This is a genomic window from Halomonas sp. DQ26W (genome assembly GCF_003339685.1).
In the GTDB taxonomy this organism is placed as follows: Bacteria; Pseudomonadota; Gammaproteobacteria; order Pseudomonadales; family Halomonadaceae; genus Halomonas.
This window is the reverse complement of record NZ_QPKI01000022.1, coordinates 13,569-28,966: the sequence shown is the minus strand read 5'-3', so window position 1 is coordinate 28,966 and position 15,398 is coordinate 13,569. Positions and strand designations below refer to the sequence as shown.

Sequence of the window (15,398 nt, the reverse complement as noted above, 5' to 3'; positions counted from 1 at the left end):
CAAGACAACCATTCGGCGTGGTCGTCAACCCAACTGCTGCTCCACTTCGGCGGCCAGGCGACGGGCCATGCCCTCCACATCGAGATGCGCCCGCCCCTCGACCATCACGCGAATCAGCGGCTCGGTACCCGATGGTCGCAGCAGTACACGCCCCTCGTCACCCAGCTCCGACTCCAGGGCGGCCACCGCATCATTGACCGCCGAACTCGCCATCAGCGCCTTGCTATCGCTACCGGGCGGCAAGCGCACATTGACAAGCACCTGGGGCACCTTCTCCAGCCCGGCGAGAAGTGCCTGCAGCGACTTGCCCTCGCAGACCATGATCGCCAGTACCTGCAACGCCGAGACAATTCCGTCACCGGTAGTCTGCACATCGGCACAGACGATATGCCCCGAGGACTCACCGCCCAGCTTCCAGCCATTGGCAACCAGGCGCTCTACCACGTAGCGATCGCCCACCTTGGCGCGTTCGAAGGGGACACCCATCGCTTCCAGCGCCATAGCCAGGCCGAAGTTGGTCATCAGGGTACCCACCACACCGCCGCTGAGCTGCCCCCGCTCGTGCCGATCCCGAGCGATCAGGTAGAGAATGTCGTCGCCATCGATCTCGCGACCGTCGGCATCGACCATCAATACCCGGTCACCATCGCCATCGAAGGCGACGCCCAGGTCGGCACCCTGCTGGATCACCGCCGCGCGAAGCGTGGCCGGAAAAGTGGAACCCACCTCGCGGTTGATGTTGAACCCATCGGGGCTCGCCCCCACCAGGCTGATTTCGGCCCCCAGCTCACGGAACACGCTGGGAGCGATGTGATAGGTCGCCCCGTGGGCGCAGTCCAGCACGATCTTCAGCCCCTGCAGGTTGACCCGGTTGGGAATCGTCGACTTGCAAAACTCGATGTAGCGGCCGGCGGCATCGTCGATGCGCACGGCCTTGCCCAGTCGATCGGCCGCCACGGTGGTCAGCGGCTCGTCAAGCATCGCCTCGATGCGCTCCTCGATCTCGTCGGCCAGCTTGGTGCCTTCGGTGGAGAAGAACTTGATGCCGTTGTCCGCAAAGGGGTTGTGCGATGCCGAGATAACGATACCGGCATCGGCCCGGAAAGTCCGCGTCAGGTAGGCTATCCCCGGCGTGGGCATCGGGCCTAGCAGCGCCACATCGACACCCGCCGCCGAGAGCCCGGCCTCCAGCGCTGATTCGAACATGTAGCCCGAGATACGGGTATCCTTGCCGATCAGCACGCGCACGTGTTCCTTGTCCCGGGCCAGCACCCGCCCCATGGCCCAGCCCAACTTCAACATGAAGTCGGCGGTTATTGGAGGTTTCCCTACTGTGCCCCGAATCCCATCGGTACCGAAATAGCGTCTAGTCATTCTCGCAGCCTTCACTAAGCACGGCCCATGTCATGTTCACCGCATCCAGGACTGGGCCAACATCATGGACACGCAGAATCCTTGCACCGCGCTCGACGGCCAGCGATGCCAAAGCCAGGCCGCCCGGCAGGCGCTCCTCGACTGGCCGGCCTAGCACCTTGCCGATCATGCTCTTACGAGACAGCCCAACCATCAGCGGCAGACCCAGTTTCGCCAGTCCCTCCATGCGGTTGAGCAGGCGCAGATTGTGCTCGACGCTCTTGCCGAAGCCAAAGCCCGGGTCGACCAGCAGGCGCTCGCTACGCAGCCCTATCGTCTCACAGGCGGCAATGCGCGACGCAAGGAAGTCACTCACCGAGTCCTCCACCGCCTCATCATAGCGAGGGCAGTGCTGCATGTCCTGCGGCTCACCCTGCATATGCATCAGACAAACCGGCAGGCCGGTAACCAGGGCCGCCTCAAGGGCGCCATCACGCTGCAGGGCGCGCACGTCGTTGATCATCCCCACGCCCATCGCGGCGGCCTCACGCATCACCGTGGGGCTGCTGGTATCCACCGACACCAGGGCGTCGAGCTCGCAGATCAGCCGCTCGATCACCGGCATTACCCGGTCCAGCTCCTGCTGGGTGGAGACTGCCTGGGAGCCCGGCCGGGTGGATTCGCCGCCCACATCGACGATTGCTGCCCCTTCGGCAAGCATGCGCTCGGCATGCCGCACGGCATCGTCGATGACGATATGCCGGCCACCATCGGAGAAGGAATCGGGTGTGACATTGAGGATCCCCATGATGCGGGGGTAGGAAAGGTCGAGACGATGACGCCCACACGGCAGCCAGGTCGGTGAAGCGATATCCATCATGCAGTCGATCCTGTGGCGGCATGCTGACAAAACGGTTGCTCTGCACGGCAAAGGCGCCCCGATGGGGCGCCTACCTACAATGGGGGCGATATCAGGACCCGGCCGGGCCACCCAGCGGGTCGGAGGGACGGCGACGCGACTCGTCGTCCTCATCCTCGTCATCACTGTCACCACCCTCGCCACTGCCGTCGTCGCTACTGCCGCTATCGGTGGGCTCGGTGACATCGGGCTCTTCGCTATGCGGTGACTCCTCGCCGCCGGTTACCGGTGCACCACTGCTGGAGTCACCGTCCTCCCAATCCTTGGGCGGCCGTGGCGAACGCCCTTCCATGATATCGCGCAGTTGGTCGGCATCGATGGTCTCATAGAGCATCAGCGCATCGGCCATGGCGTCGAGCTTGTCGCGGTTCTCCTCGAGGATCTGGCGCGCCTTGGCGTAGCAGTCATCGATGATCTTGCGTACTTCCTTGTCGAGCCTAGTGGTGGTCTCGCCGGACTTGAGCTTGCCGCCCTGGCCGGGGCCACCGAGGAACTGATGAGACTCGTCCTCGTCGTACATGATCGGGCCCATCTCGTCGGAGAGCCCCCACTTGGCCACCATGTTGTGGGCCAGCTCGGTAGCACGCTTGATATCGTTCGAGGCGCCGGTGGTCACGCCATCCGGGCCCAGGGTCATCTCCTCGGCGATACGGCCGCCGAACAGCGAACAGATCTGGCCGATGATCTGGCGACGCGACAGGCTGTAGCGATCTGCCTCGGGCAGGAACATGGTCACACCCAGGGCGCGACCACGCGGAATAATGGTGACCTTGTAGACCGGGTCGTGCTCGGGCATCACCAGGCCGATGATGGCGTGGCCCGACTCGTGATAGGCGGTGTTGAGCTTCTCCTTGTCGCTCATGACCATGGACTTGCGCTCGGCGCCCATCATGATCTTGTCCTTGGCCAGTTCCAGCTCCTCCATGCTCACCAGGCGCTTGTTGCGGCGTGCGGCGAACAGTGCCGCCTCATTGACTAGGTTGGCCAGGTCGGCGCCAGAGAAGCCGGGCGTGCCACGAGCGATCAGCGACGGCTTGACGTCGTCACCCAGCGGCACCTTGCGCAGGTGCACGTTGAGGATATGCTCGCGGCCGCGAATGTCCGGCAGCCCGACCACCACCTGGCGGTCGAAGCGCCCCGGACGCAGCAACGCCGGGTCGAGTACGTCGGGACGGTTGGTGGCGGCGATGACGATGACGCCCTCATTGGCCTCGAAGCCATCCATCTCCACCAGCAGCTGGTTCAGGGTTTGCTCGCGCTCGTCGTTGCCACCGCCCATGCCGGCACCGCGGGAACGCCCCACGGCATCGATTTCGTCGATGAAGATGATGCACGGCGCCTGCTTCTTGGCCTGCTCGAACATGTCGCGCACGCGGGATGCCCCGACACCGACGAACATCTCGACGAAGTCGGAGCCGGAGATGGAGAAGAAGGGTACCTTGGCCTCGCCGGCGATGGACTTAGCGAGCAGCGTCTTACCGGTACCTGGCGGGCCGACCATCAACACGCCACGGGGAATGGTGCCGCCCAGGCGCTGAAACTTGGAGGGATCGCGCAGGAAGTCGACCAGTTCCTCGACCTCCTCCTTGGCCTCGTCGCAGCCGGCCACGTCGGCGAAGGTGGTCTTGATCTGATCCTGAGAGAGCAGCTTGGCCTTGGACTTGCCGAAGCTCATCGGCCCGCCCTTGCCGCCAGCGCCGCCCTGCATCTGGCGCATGAAGAACATGAAGATGGCCAGGATCAGCAGAATCGGGAAGCTGGCTATCAGCAGCCGCGTCCACAGGCTCTGCTGCTGAGGCTCCGTGCCTACCACAGTGACATTGTTGGACAACAGGTCGTCCATCAACCGCGGATCTTCCGCCGAGGGCCGAATGGTCTGGAATTCAGAACCATCCTGCCGCTCACCGGTGATCGTGTAACCATCTATGGTTACGCTGCGAATCTGCTGGTTCTGCACCTGCTGGACGAACTGAGAGTAGTTCATCGTCTGTGGTGCGGTATCGACGGTAAAGTTGTTGAATACCGTCAGCAATACTGCGGCGATAACCAACCACAGAACCAAGTTCTTTGCCATATCATTCAAGGGCCTACCCTCGTTGCAAGCATCTGTCGGCCGAAACGCCTATTTGTAAGACCACGCACTGCCGAGCGTGTTCCGCCCAGCGATGGGGGCCATGTCTGTCCATACTGTGACATAGTTGAGCAGCCCTGTCCGGCCATTGAGCCATTAGTCTCTGACTATCATTGCGGCCGAGCCGGGGCACAACCGTGAAATCCTTCCGCCAGCAAGTACACTTCACGCGAACGAGCGCGCGAGGCTTCCGGCTTGCGGGTCACCACCCGGTGGAAGCTGCTGCGCAGATCCTTGAGATAGGCGTCGAAGCCTTCACCCTGGAATACCTTGGCCAGAAAACGTCCCTGGGGTTTCAGCGTCTGGCGTGCCAGATCGAGCGCCAGCTCGACCAGATACATGGCCTGTGGCTGGTCGATGGCCGCCATACCACTCATATTGGGGGCCATGTCGGACATCACAAGGTCCACCGGTCGATCCCCCAGGGCAGCAAGTATCTCTTCGAGCACCGATTCCTCGGTGAAATCACCCTGAACGAAGTCGACGCCGGCAAGCCCATCCATTTCCAGGATGTCCGAGGCGATCACCAAACCTTCGGGACCCACCTTGTCGGCGGCCACCTGACTCCAGCCACCCGGCGCCGCTCCCAGGTCGATCACCGCCATACCCGGTTTGAACAGCCGGTCCTTCTCGTCAAGCGCCAACAGCTTGTAGCTGGCTCGGCTGCGGTAACCATCCTGCCAGCTCTGCTGCACGAAACGATCGTCGAAGTGCTCCTTCAGCCAGCCCTTACTGGTCTTGCTGGTACCGCCGGCCGCACGCTTGTCGCCGACATTGGGGCTGGACGCATTGCCACGCGAGGAGGAAGTGGAACGAGCCACGGCATCACCTTGAAACATCGTTTGAAATAGATATCTGTAAAGCCAGCAGGCCGATGCCTGAATCGGCAAGGAGCGAAGCGAGACGGTGGCCGCCGGGAAGCACTTGATTGCTTTCGTCGAAGCGGATTTCACCGTACCATGGTGCGCTGAGCGCAACCGGGAAGACGCAACATACCATGAGCTTGTCACAGGCACAAAAGAAAGCATTTCGCAGTATCGGCCACCACCTCACCCCGGTGGTAACGGTATCCGAGAATGGCGTATCAGAGGGGCTGCTGGCCGAACTCGATCGCGCCCTCAGCGACCATGAGCTGATCAAGGTCAAGCTGGCCCTGGGCGAACGCGACGATCGCGCTGCCGCACTGGAGACACTGCTTGCGGCTAGCCGTGCCGAGCGGGTGCAGACCATCGGCAAGATGGCGCTGCTCTATCGAGCAAACCCCAAGGGCAACCCCAAACTCTCCAACGTCAAGCGTTTCGAGGGCCACCACGGCCGCCACTGAAGCAGGGCCGCCACTGAAGCCACGTACCGGGCCCCTCCAGCGTTCCTTCAACAGAGCCCTGTGCAAGAGCCCTGTGCAAGAGCCTTGCGCAATAGAGACAATCCCCGCCGAGCTGAGTCGCCGGGGATTGTTCACATGGCACGGACTCAGCGGTGCTCGACGCCGCCGATCTCGAATTCCACCTCGCCCCCCGGGGTGTTCACCACCACTACGTCACCCTCCTCCTTGCCGATCAGGGCACGGGCGATGGGTGACGTCACCGATATCTTTCCGGCCTTGATTTCGGCCTCGTCCTCGCCAACGATCTGGTAGGTGACCGTCTCGTCATTGTTGAGGTTGATCAGTTCGACGGTGACACCGAAGATCACCTTGCCGGTCTGCGGCAGTTTCATCACATCGATCACCTGGGCCGCCGAAAGCTTGCTCTCGATCTCCTTGATACGCCCCTCGATGAAGCCCTGCTGCTCGCGGGCGGCATGGTACTCGGCGTTCTCCTTGAGATCGCCGTGCTCACGGGCATCGGCGATATCGGCGATCACCTTGGGGCGCGCCTCGCCCTTGAGATACTCCAGCTCCTTGCGCAGGCGCGCCTCGCCGGCAACGGTCATGGGGACCTTGTTCATTGCGTTGCTCCTGCATGCAGTTCCTGTAGCCGACGTACCGTGATGCCATCGCCATATTCGAGCGCCATGCAAACGGCACTGGCCCCTGCCAGGGTCGTGGCATAGGGCACCTTGCGGGCGAGCGCGGTACGACGGATCACCGAGGAGTCATTGATCGCCTGACGACCCTCGGTGGTATTGACGATATAGGCGATGTCGTCGTTCTTGAGCAGATCGACGATATGCGGCCGGCCCTCAAAGACCTTGTTGACGATGTCGAACGGGAGACCTGCCGCGTCGAGTGCCGCAGCGGTGCCACGAGTGGCGACCAGGCCGAACCCTAATGCTAGCAGAGAACGCGCCACCTCGATAACACCCGGTTTATCCGGATCGCGCACCGAGAGGAACGCCTTGCGTTCCCCGGTTAGCGCCGGGATCGCCTCGCCAGCACCCAGCTGCGCCTTGTAGAAGGCCTCCGCGAAGGTGTCGCCACTGCCCATCACCTCGCCGGTGGACTTCATCTCCGGCGACAGGATGGGGTCGACCCCGGGGAACTTGTTGAACGGGAAGACCGCCTCCTTGACGCTGTAGAAGTGCGGCACGATCTCATGCTCGAAGCCCTGCTCGGCCAGGGTCTTGCCGGCCATGCAGCGGGCGGCGATCTGGGCCAGGGAGATGCCGATGCACTTGGAGACGAAGGGCACGGTGCGTGACGCGCGAGGGTTTACCTCGATGACGTAGATCTCACCTTCCTGCCAGGCCAGCTGCACGTTCATCAAGCCCACCACGCCCAGCTCCACGGCCATGCGCTTGACCTGGTCGCGCATCTCGTCCTGCACCTCGGCGGGCAGCGAGTAGGGCGGCAGCGCACAGGCGGAGTCGCCGGAGTGCACGCCGGCCTGCTCAATGTGCTGCATGATGCCGCCGATCACCACCTGGTGGCCATCGGAGACGGCATCGATATCGATTTCGACGGCGGCGTTGAGAAAGTGGTCAAGCAGCACCGGCGAGTCGTTGGAGACCTTCACCGCATGGGTCATGTAGTTCTCGAGCTCGGAGGCGTCATAGACGATCTCCATGGCCCGACCGCCGAGCACGTAACTGGGGCGCACCACCAGCGGGTAGCCGATCGCCTCGGCCTTGGCGAAGGCTTCCTCGAAACTGCGTGCGGTGGCGTTGGGCGGCTGCTTGAGACCCAGCTTCTCGATCATCTGCTGGAAGCGCTCGCGGTCCTCGGCACGATCAATGGCGTCCGGCGTGGTGCCGATGATCGGCACGCCGGCGGCCTCGAGCTCGCGGGCCAGCTTGAGCGGCGTCTGGCCGCCGAACTGCACGATCACTCCGACCGGCTTCTCCTTGTCGGCGATCTCCAGCACGTCCTCCAGGGTCACCGGCTCGAAGTAGAGGCGGTCGGAGGTATCGTAGTCGGTGGAGACGGTCTCAGGGTTGCAGTTGACCATGATGGTCTCATAGCCATCGTCGTGCATGGCGAAGGCGGCATGCACGCAGCAGTAGTCGAACTCGATGCCCTGGCCGATGCGGTTGGGTCCGCCGCCCAGCACCATGATCTTCTGGCGATCCGAGACCTCGGCTTCGCACTCCTCCTCGTAGGTTGAGTACATGTAGGCAGTATCCGAGACGAACTCCGCCGAGCAGGTGTCCACCCGCTTGTAGACCGGGCGGATACCAGCCTTCTGGCGGGTCTTGCGGAACTCCTTCTCGGCGACCCCCAACAGGCTCGCCAGGCGCGCATCGGAAAAGCCCTTGCGCTTGAGGCCGAACAGCTCGCGAGGACTGAAGTCGGAAAGCGAACGCTTGCTCACCTGCTGCTCGGTGTGCACCAGGTCCTCGATCTGCACCAGGAACCAGGGGTCGATGTTTGTCAGCGTGAAGATCTCGTCGACGCTCATGCCGGCGCGCATGGCGTCGGCGATGAAGAAGATGCGCTCGGCACCGGCGGCCTGCAACTCGCCCTTGATGTGCGCCATGGCATCGTCGGTGAAATCGGTCACCTTGGGGTCGAGGCCGTCGTTGCCGGTCTCCAGGCCGCGCAGCGCCTTCTGCAGCGACTCTTGGAAGGTGCGACCGATGGCCATCACCTCGCCCACCGACTTCATCTGCGTGGTGAGGCGGTCGTTGGCCTGGGGGAACTTCTCGAAGGTGAAGCGCGGAATCTTGGTGACGACATAGTCGATGGCCGGCTCGAAGGAGGCCGGGGTGCGCCCGCCAGTGATGTCGTTCTGCAACTCGTCCAGGGTATAACCGATGGCCAGCTTGGCGGCGATCTTGGCGATCGGGAAGCCGGTGGCCTTGGAGGCCAACGCCGAGGAGCGCGACACCCGCGGGTTCATCTCGATCACCACCAAGCGACCGGTCTTGGGATCGACGCCGAACTGCACGTTGGAGCCGCCGGTCTCGACGCCGATCTCGCGCAGCACCGCAAGCGATGCGTCGCGCATGATCTGGTACTCCTTGTCGGTCAGCGTCTGGGCCGGGGCCACGGTGATGGAATCGCCGGTGTGCACGCCCATGGGGTCGAAGTTCTCGATGGCGCAGACGATGATGCAGTTGTCGTTCTTGTCACGAACGACCTCCATCTCGTACTCCTTCCAACCCAGCAGCGACTCGTCGATCAACAGCTCATGGTTGTTGGAGAGTTCGAAGCCGCGGGTGCAGATCTCCTCGAACTCCTCCTTGTTGTAGGCCACGCCACCGCCGGAGCCGCCCATGGTGTAGGAGGGGCGGACGATAGTGGGAAAGCCCAGCTCAGCCTGGATCTCCCAGGCTTCATCCATGGAGTGTGCCACCTTGGCCTTGGGGCACTCGAGGCCGATGCGACGCATGGCCTGGTCGAACAGGTCGCGGTCCTCGGCCATGTTGATGGCGTCGGCGTTGGCACCGATCATCTCCACGCCGTACTTGGCCAGCACGCCGTGCTTTTCGAGATCCAGCGCACAGTTGAGTGCGGTCTGCCCGCCCATGGTGGGAAGGATGGCATCCGGGCGCTCGGCGGCGATGATCTTCTCCACCGTCTGCCAGGTGATCGGCTCGATATAGGTGGCGTCGGCCATGGCCGGGTCGGTCATGATGGTGGCCGGGTTGGAGTTGACCAGGATGACCCGGAAGCCCTCCTCGCGCAGCGCCTTGCATGCCTGGGCGCCGGAATAGTCGAACTCGCACGCCTGGCCGATGACGATGGGGCCGGCGCCGATGATGAGGATGCTCTTTATGTCGGTACGTTTGGGCATGACGGTTCCCGCGAAAATGGATGGCTAACGAGTGAGACGGCTCTCGCAGAGTCGCTGAAGCGATCGATGCCCGGCGGCGGGCCGGGCAGATGCTCATTCAGCGCGTCGCGAGGCGCCCCTTCATCATGGCGACGAAGCGGTCGAACAGCGGCGACACGTCCTTGGGGCCGGGACTCGCCTCGGGGTGCCCCTGGAAGCTGAAGGCCGGCCGGTCGGTGCGCTCGATGCCCTGCAGCGATCCGTCGAACAGCGAACGGTGGGTGGCGCGCAGGTTGGCCGGCAGGGTCGACTCTTCGGCGGCGAAGCCGTGGTTCTGGCTGGTGATCATCACCTGGCCGCTGTCTAGGTCCTGCACCGGATGGTTGGCGCCGTGGTGGCCGAGCCCCATCTTCACCGTCTTCGCTCCGCTGGCCAGCGCCAGCAGCTGATGGCCCAGGCAGATGCCGAATACCGGGATATCGGTCTCGAGGATCTCGCCGATCGCCTTGATGGCGTAGTCGCAGGGCTCGGGGTCACCGGGGCCGTTGGCCAGGAAGACACCGTCCGGGTTCATGGCCAGCACCTCGGTGGCCGGGGTCTGGGCCGGCACCACGGTGAGGCGGCAGCCGCGGCTGGCCAACATGCGCAGGATATTGCGCTTCACCCCGTAGTCGTAGGCGACCACGTGTAAGGGGCGCTCTGACGCTGCATCAGGGTCGGCGGTGTCGGCGTAGCCCTTACCCAGGGTCCATTCGCCCTCGGTCCACTCGTAGGGGACCTGGCAGGAGACCACCTTGGCCAGGTCCATGCCCTTGAGCCCCGGAAACTCCCGGGCCGCCGCCAGGGCGCGCTCGACGGCGTCTTCGCCCTCGGCATCCGCTCCGGCCAGGATCGCCCCGTTCTGAGCGCCCTTGTCGCGCAGGATGCGGGTCAGGCGCCGGGTATCGATATCGGCAATGCCCAGCACGTTCTGGCTCTTCAGGTAGTCGGAGAGCGACTGTTCGGAGCGGAAGTTGCTGGCGATCAGCGGCAGGTCGCGGATCACCAGGCCCGCGGCGGCGATGGCGCCGGACTCCACATCCTCGGCATTGACGCCGGTATTGCCGATATGGGGATAGGTGAGGGTGACGATCTGCCGGGTATAGGAGGGATCGGTGAGAATTTCCTGATAGCCGGTCATGGCCGTATTGAACACCACCTCACCGCTGGTCTGTCCATCGGCACCGATGGCCGTGCCATGAAAGAGACTGCCATCTTCCAGGGCCAGTATCGCGGGTTTGTTCAATGCGGGGCTGTTCAAGACAAGGTCCTCCCATGCTGTGGGAGCCTGAGGCGCGCAGGCTCCGCGGCTATCGTCGCTGCGACAGATTCGGCTCGTAAAAAAGCGGGACGAAACCGATAGAAGAACCGGTTTCATCCCGCTTGTTGTCATATTCTTCGGGGCTGGCAAACGCAACAAGCACGCAGTGATGACCGCTGTTTTCAGGCGCCCGGCCAAAATTTTGGGGATATTACAGGATTCGGCCTCATTTGACTACCATCTTGCGCCCTGAACCTCATATCCACGCTGACGATCCGGGGCTGATCCGAGCACAGGCCTACGAGGAGGCGCTGTAAACCCATCCTTGGGCGCTACCTGCCACCGAAACACCGCAGAAATCTGCGAGCGAGATGAAGCGCAAGGCGCACGGAGCACAGGAACCGGAGCATATGGGGTATATGTGAGGATTCCGAGCACCGCGCAACGCAGCGATTCGCTCGCGCAGCTATTTCTGCGATGTTTCGGCAAGACCAAGCACGTCCTGCATGTCATACCGACCGCTTGGCCGGTCGGCCACCCAGCGCGCCGCGCGTACCGCGCCCTTGGCGAAGGTCATGCGGCTCGACGCCTTGTGGGTGATCTCGATGCGCTCACCCTCGGTGGCGAACATCACCGTGTGTTCGCCGACGATATCCCCGGCACGCACCGTGGCAAAACCAATTTCCTTGTCCGTGCGCGGACCGCACTGGCCTTCGCGGGCGAAGACGCCGTGCTCCTTGAGCGTGCGGCCGAGACTCTCGGCCACCACCTCGCCCATCTTCAGCGCGGTGCCCGAGGGGGCATCCACCTTGTGGCGATGGTGCGCCTCGATCACCTCGATGTCGTAGCCCTCGTCACCCAGCGCCCGGGCCGCCGTCTCGAGCAGCTTCAGCGTCAGGTTGACCCCGACGCTCATGTTGGGGGCGAAGACCAGCGAAAGCCTGTCACGGTAGCCGTCGAGCTCGGCCAGTTCGTCGTCGGAGAGGCCGGTAGTACCGATGACGATCCGCTTGCCGTGCTTCGCGCAGAACGCCAGGTTGGAAAGCGTCACCTGCGGGCTGGTGAAGTCGATCAGTACGTCAAAGTCATCGACGATGGCCGCGAGGGAGTCCACCGCCGTCACCCCCAGTTTGCCGACGCCCGCCAGCTCGCCGATATCAGCTCCGGCCAGCGAACTGCCCGGCTCGACGATGCCGCCGGCCAGGGTGGCTCCAGCGTCCTGCTGAACGGCGTTGACCAGGGTGCGGCCCATGCGGCCGGCGACGCCGACGATGGCGATACGGGTCATGCGGACTCCTGAACACTATCTTGGCATTGAGAATGGCGTGGAGTATACCAGAGGCTCAGGCTGCATCTCGCGGCAATACGCTGCGCTCGATCTCCTCGCCATGATCGAGCTCGACTCTCTTGAGGTCATAGGCTGCCTGAAGGTTCAGCCACGACTGGGCATCACCACCGAAATAACGCGCCAGACGCAGGGCTGTATCCGCCGAAATCGCACGGCGCTCCTTGACGATCTCGTGCAACCGGGTCGAGGGCACACGCAGCTCACGCGCCAGGGCGTTGACGCTCATCCCCAGCGGCTCCAGATAGTCTTCCCGCAGCATCTCGCCTGGATGGATAGGTCGCATGCCATTCTTGATCATGATGGCAACTCCTGCTTGACAGAGGTCAGTGATAATCCACGATTTCGACATCGAAGGCGGCGCCACTCTCGAAGCGAAAGCAGATTCTCCACTGATCGTTGATACGAATGCTGTACTGCCCCTGCCTGTCACCGCGTAGCGCCTCGAGACGGTTACCCGGTGGCGAGCGCAAGAAATCCAGCGTGGTCGCCGAATCCAGCAGTTGCAGCTTGCGCTCGGCCTGGCGCCGGAAGGCACGAAATGCGTTGGCGCACCCTGCCCCCTCGAAAAGCCGCTGCGTTCGCTTACAGGCAAAGAACTCGATCATGCCACCATGATATTACGCACCGCGTTATACGTCAAACAGAACTATCCGCCCGACCACCTGCTGCTAGCACCGACACACGGCACCGAACCGGCGCGGCCTCGTGGCTCATGACGGCGCGGCAGCGCGGCCGTTACGCAGCAGCAGTGCGATGGCCGTCAGCACCAAGAGGCTGCCCGGCGCCCAGTGCCAGCCGATCTGCGCTGGCATCTGGACGAACAACAGCAGCATGGAGACAAAGGGCACCAGGTAGCCGTAGGCGGTGACGGCACCGGGAGTCAGCGCCGAGGTGGCCCGCTGCATCAGCCAGAAGGTCAGGGCGCTGGAGAACAGTCCCAGGTAGGTCACCAGCAGCAGGTCCTGCCAGCGCATCGACGCCAGCTGGGTGACGGGCTCGATAGCCAGCCCCAGCAGGCCGATCCAGACTCCGCCCATGCCCAGGCTCCAGAAGGTACGCACCGAGGCCGACTCCGGCAGCCAGCCATGGGCGAGGCCCCACTTGCTGAGCACCGGGTAGAGCGCCGATGAAACACAGCCGAAGAAGAAGACCGCCTCGCCGATGCCGAACCGCAGCCCTTCGCCATGGCCCATCGACTCGGCAATGGCCAGCCCCAGCGCCCCCATGGCGCCGAGCGCGAGGATCGCCGGCAGCTGCCAGGTCAGCCGTTCGACGCGAAAGCCAAGCCCCAACAGGAAGGCCAGCAGCGGCACGGTGACGTAGAGCGTCGACATGGAGAGCGCCGTGGCATGATGCGCCGCCCAGAACATGGCGCCGAAGAAACCGGCCAGGCAGAGACCCATCAGGCTATAGAGAGGCAGCAGCCGCCAGGAGGGCAGGAAATCGGCCGAGCGGCGCGCCAGCCACCACAGCCCCGCGCAGGCGATGGCGAAGCGCAGCGCGGTCAGCGACAGCGGCGGCAGCTGGCTCATCAGCTCCACGGCGGGAAACGATAGCCCTACCAGTACCGCCCACAGCAGCATGCCAAGGTGGGCGGCGCGGGGCGACGCCGTGACGTTCAATTTTCCCAGACGATGACCAGTTCCTCATCACCCGCCATGCGCTGAAGGTGGGAGTCCACGACGCCCTCCAGGCGGTCGAGGCTCCCCTCCTCCAGCGCCTCGAGGGCCACGATCAGCTTGCCCGGCTCAACCTGCATCAGGCAGGAGCCCTCCTCGAACACTACCCGGCTGTCGGTATCGCCCTGCTCAACCTCCAGCTTGTGCGCCCAGTGCTTGCACAGCTGGTTCATCAGCTTCTCGGCTGACTCGGTAGCGATCTCCGTTCGCGACATCGGCATAACGATCTCCCTTCGTTTTCGATTGAACTCAAGACTAAGACGAGCAGATGGCCAATGCCAGCCCCCAAGAAAGCAAGGCCCCGGCCTCCTGTGGAGGCCGGGGCCTTGTCGCCTTACGGACAGCCGGAAGTCTTACGGTTTCATGTCCTCGAAGAACTTCTTCACGCCGTCGAAGAAGCCGCTCTTCTTGGGCGAGTGGTGGGCGCTGTTGGTGCCCCCCAGGCTCTCCTGGAGTTGGCGCAGCAGGTCCTTCTGCTCGTCGTTGAGGTTGACCGGCGTCTCGACCACCACCTTGCACAGCAGGTCGCCGGGAGGGCCGCCGCGCACCGGCTTGACGCCTTTGCCGCGCAGGCGAAACAGCCGGCCGGTCTGGGTCTCGGCGGGGATCTTGAGTTTGACCCGGCCGTCCAGCGTCGGCACTTCCAACTCGCCGCCAAGTGCGGCGTCGATGAAGTTGATCGGCACGTCGCAGTGCAGGTGCTTGCCGTCGCGCTGGAAGATGTGGTGCGGCTTGATTGCCACCTGAACGTAGAGATCCCCCGGGGGCCCACCGTTGATACCGGATTCGCCCTCGCCGTTGAGCCGGATGCGATCGCCGGTATCCACGCCGGCCGGGATCTTCACCGACAGGGTGCGGGTCTCGCGCACGCGGCCTTCACCGTTGCACTTGTGGCACGGCACCTTGATGTGCACGCCGTTGCCATGGCAGGTGGGGCAGGTCTGCTGCACGGCGAAGAAGCCCTGCTGCATGCGCACCTGGCCGTGACCGTTACAGGTGGGGCAGGTCTCCTTGCTGGAGCCCGGCTCGGCCCCCTGGCCGTCGCAGCGCTCACACTCGACGTGGCGCGGTACGCGGATGTCAACGGTGGTGCCGGAAACCGCGCTCTCCAGGTCGAGCTCCAGGTTGTAGCGCAGGTCGCTGCCGCGCTGGGGCGCATGGGGGCTGCGCCGGCCACCGCCACCGCCGAAGATGTCGCCGAACACGTCGCCGAAGATATCGCTGAAACCGCCGGCTCCCGCGCCGCCGCCAAAGCCGCCACCGCCGAAACCACCGGCCTGGCCGTCGACGCCGGCATGGCCGAACTGGTCATAGGCGGCACGCTTCTCGCTGTCGCTCAAGATCTCGTAGGCTTCGGAGACTTCCCGAAATTGTTCGCCCGAAGTCTCGTCATCCGGGTTGCGGTCCGGATGATATTTCTGTGCCAGGCGTCGGTAGGCCTTCTTGATGTCTTTCGTGTCGGCCCCGCGCTCGACGCCGAGCACTTCGTAATAATCGCGTTTGGACATGGGTCCA

The 15,398-nt window shown here is 63.7% G+C and carries 14 protein-coding genes; 1 reads left to right on the top strand and 13 read right to left on the bottom strand.

Going from position 1 to position 15,398, the window contains the following annotated elements; translation table 11 throughout:
• Positions 1-24: 24 nt before the first annotated feature.
• The 4 genes from glmM to rlmE all read right to left on the bottom strand — a co-directional run bounded on the left by glmM (position 25) and on the right by rlmE (position 5,224).
• A complete protein-coding gene (gene glmM / locus DU490_RS12155) occupies positions 25-1,374 on the bottom strand; it encodes a phosphoglucosamine mutase (RefSeq protein ID WP_114574555.1) in 1,350 nt (449 codons plus the stop codon).
• Positions 1,367-2,161: a dihydropteroate synthase gene (gene folP / locus DU490_RS12150; protein WP_220270491.1), complete on the bottom strand. Its 795-nt coding sequence runs from the start codon at positions 2,159-2,161 to the stop codon at positions 1,367-1,369. The genes glmM and folP overlap by 8 nt, the downstream gene beginning before the upstream one ends.
• A gap of 163 nt (positions 2,162-2,324) precedes the next feature.
• Entirely contained in the window at positions 2,325-4,355 is a 2,031-nt protein-coding gene (gene ftsH, locus DU490_RS12145; RefSeq protein WP_114574553.1) for an ATP-dependent zinc metalloprotease FtsH, read from the bottom strand.
• A 158-nt stretch (positions 4,356-4,513) separates the two neighbouring features.
• The gene (rlmE, locus tag DU490_RS12140) at positions 4,514-5,224 is read right to left on the bottom strand and encodes a 23S rRNA (uridine(2552)-2'-O)-methyltransferase RlmE (protein WP_258801652.1); all 711 of its coding nucleotides are present in this window, start codon (positions 5,222-5,224) and stop codon (positions 4,514-4,516) included.
• Between the two features lie 176 nt (positions 5,225-5,400).
• On the opposite strand from rlmE, the gene yhbY reads away from it, so the two are divergent.
• Positions 5,401-5,727 carry a ribosome assembly RNA-binding protein YhbY gene (gene yhbY, locus DU490_RS12135; protein WP_114574551.1) on the top strand — a complete coding sequence of 109 codons (327 nt, stop codon included), beginning with the start codon at positions 5,401-5,403 and terminating at the stop codon, positions 5,725-5,727.
• A 146-nt stretch (positions 5,728-5,873) separates the two neighbouring features.
• Here yhbY and greA read toward each other — a convergent pair whose 3' ends face one another.
• From greA to dnaJ, 9 genes are all read right to left on the bottom strand, one after another.
• Positions 5,874-6,350, bottom strand: coding sequence for a transcription elongation factor GreA (greA, locus tag DU490_RS12130; protein ID WP_114574550.1), 477 nt, complete (start codon positions 6,348-6,350; stop codon positions 5,874-5,876).
• Positions 6,347-9,577 (bottom strand): carbamoyl-phosphate synthase large subunit, encoded by a 3,231-nt coding sequence (gene carB, locus DU490_RS12125; protein WP_114574549.1) that lies wholly within the window; start codon positions 9,575-9,577, stop codon positions 6,347-6,349. The genes greA and carB overlap by 4 nt, the downstream gene beginning before the upstream one ends.
• 97 nt (positions 9,578-9,674) lie before the next feature.
• Entirely contained in the window at positions 9,675-10,841 is a 1,167-nt protein-coding gene (gene carA / locus DU490_RS12120; protein WP_181870033.1) for a glutamine-hydrolyzing carbamoyl-phosphate synthase small subunit, read from the bottom strand.
• Positions 10,842-11,322: 481 nt separating this feature from the next.
• Entirely contained in the window at positions 11,323-12,144 is an 822-nt protein-coding gene (dapB, locus tag DU490_RS12115) for a 4-hydroxy-tetrahydrodipicolinate reductase (protein WP_114574547.1), read from the bottom strand.
• A gap of 55 nt (positions 12,145-12,199) precedes the next feature.
• The gene (locus DU490_RS12110) at positions 12,200-12,502 is read right to left on the bottom strand and encodes a HigA family addiction module antitoxin (protein WP_114574546.1); all 303 of its coding nucleotides are present in this window, start codon (positions 12,500-12,502) and stop codon (positions 12,200-12,202) included.
• A gap of 25 nt (positions 12,503-12,527) precedes the next feature.
• Complete coding sequence (locus tag DU490_RS12105) at positions 12,528-12,809, bottom strand: type II toxin-antitoxin system RelE/ParE family toxin (protein ID WP_114574545.1); 282 nt, start codon at positions 12,807-12,809, stop codon at positions 12,528-12,530.
• A gap of 105 nt (positions 12,810-12,914) precedes the next feature.
• Positions 12,915-13,826, bottom strand: coding sequence for a DMT family transporter (locus tag DU490_RS12100; protein WP_258801651.1), 912 nt, complete (start codon positions 13,824-13,826; stop codon positions 12,915-12,917).
• A complete protein-coding gene (locus tag DU490_RS12095) occupies positions 13,823-14,104 on the bottom strand; it encodes a DUF2218 domain-containing protein (RefSeq protein WP_114574544.1) in 282 nt (93 codons plus the stop codon). The genes DU490_RS12100 and DU490_RS12095 overlap by 4 nt, the downstream gene beginning before the upstream one ends.
• Positions 14,105-14,236: 132 nt before the next feature.
• On the bottom strand, positions 14,237-15,391 hold the full coding sequence (gene dnaJ, locus DU490_RS12090) for a molecular chaperone DnaJ (RefSeq protein ID WP_114574543.1): 1,155 nt from the start codon (positions 15,389-15,391) through the stop codon (positions 14,237-14,239).
• Positions 15,392-15,398 lie beyond the last annotated feature (7 nt).

What these genes read in the sequence shown, in the direction of transcription:
- glmM (WP_114574555.1), bottom strand. Translation starts at nt 1,374, where the DNA reads ATGACTAGACGCTATTTCGGTACCGATGGGATTCGGGGCACAGTAGGG.
- folP (WP_220270491.1), bottom strand. Translation starts at nt 2,161, where the DNA reads ATGGGGATCCTCAATGTCACACCCGATTCCTTCTCCGATGGTGGCCGG.
- yhbY (WP_114574551.1), top strand. Translation starts at nt 5,401, where the DNA reads ATGAGCTTGTCACAGGCACAAAAGAAAGCATTTCGCAGTATCGGCCAC.
- greA (WP_114574550.1), bottom strand. Translation starts at nt 6,350, where the DNA reads ATGAACAAGGTCCCCATGACCGTTGCCGGCGAGGCGCGCCTGCGCAAG.
- carB (WP_114574549.1), bottom strand. Translation starts at nt 9,577, where the DNA reads ATGCCCAAACGTACCGACATAAAGAGCATCCTCATCATCGGCGCCGGC.
- dapB (WP_114574547.1), bottom strand. Translation starts at nt 12,144, where the DNA reads ATGACCCGTATCGCCATCGTCGGCGTCGCCGGCCGCATGGGCCGCACC.
- DU490_RS12110 (WP_114574546.1), bottom strand. Translation starts at nt 12,502, where the DNA reads ATGATCAAGAATGGCATGCGACCTATCCATCCAGGCGAGATGCTGCGG.
- DU490_RS12105 (WP_114574545.1), bottom strand. Translation starts at nt 12,809, where the DNA reads ATGATCGAGTTCTTTGCCTGTAAGCGAACGCAGCGGCTTTTCGAGGGG.
- DU490_RS12095 (WP_114574544.1), bottom strand. Translation starts at nt 14,104, where the DNA reads ATGCCGATGTCGCGAACGGAGATCGCTACCGAGTCAGCCGAGAAGCTG.
- dnaJ (WP_114574543.1), bottom strand. Translation starts at nt 15,391, where the DNA reads ATGTCCAAACGCGATTATTACGAAGTGCTCGGCGTCGAGCGCGGGGCC.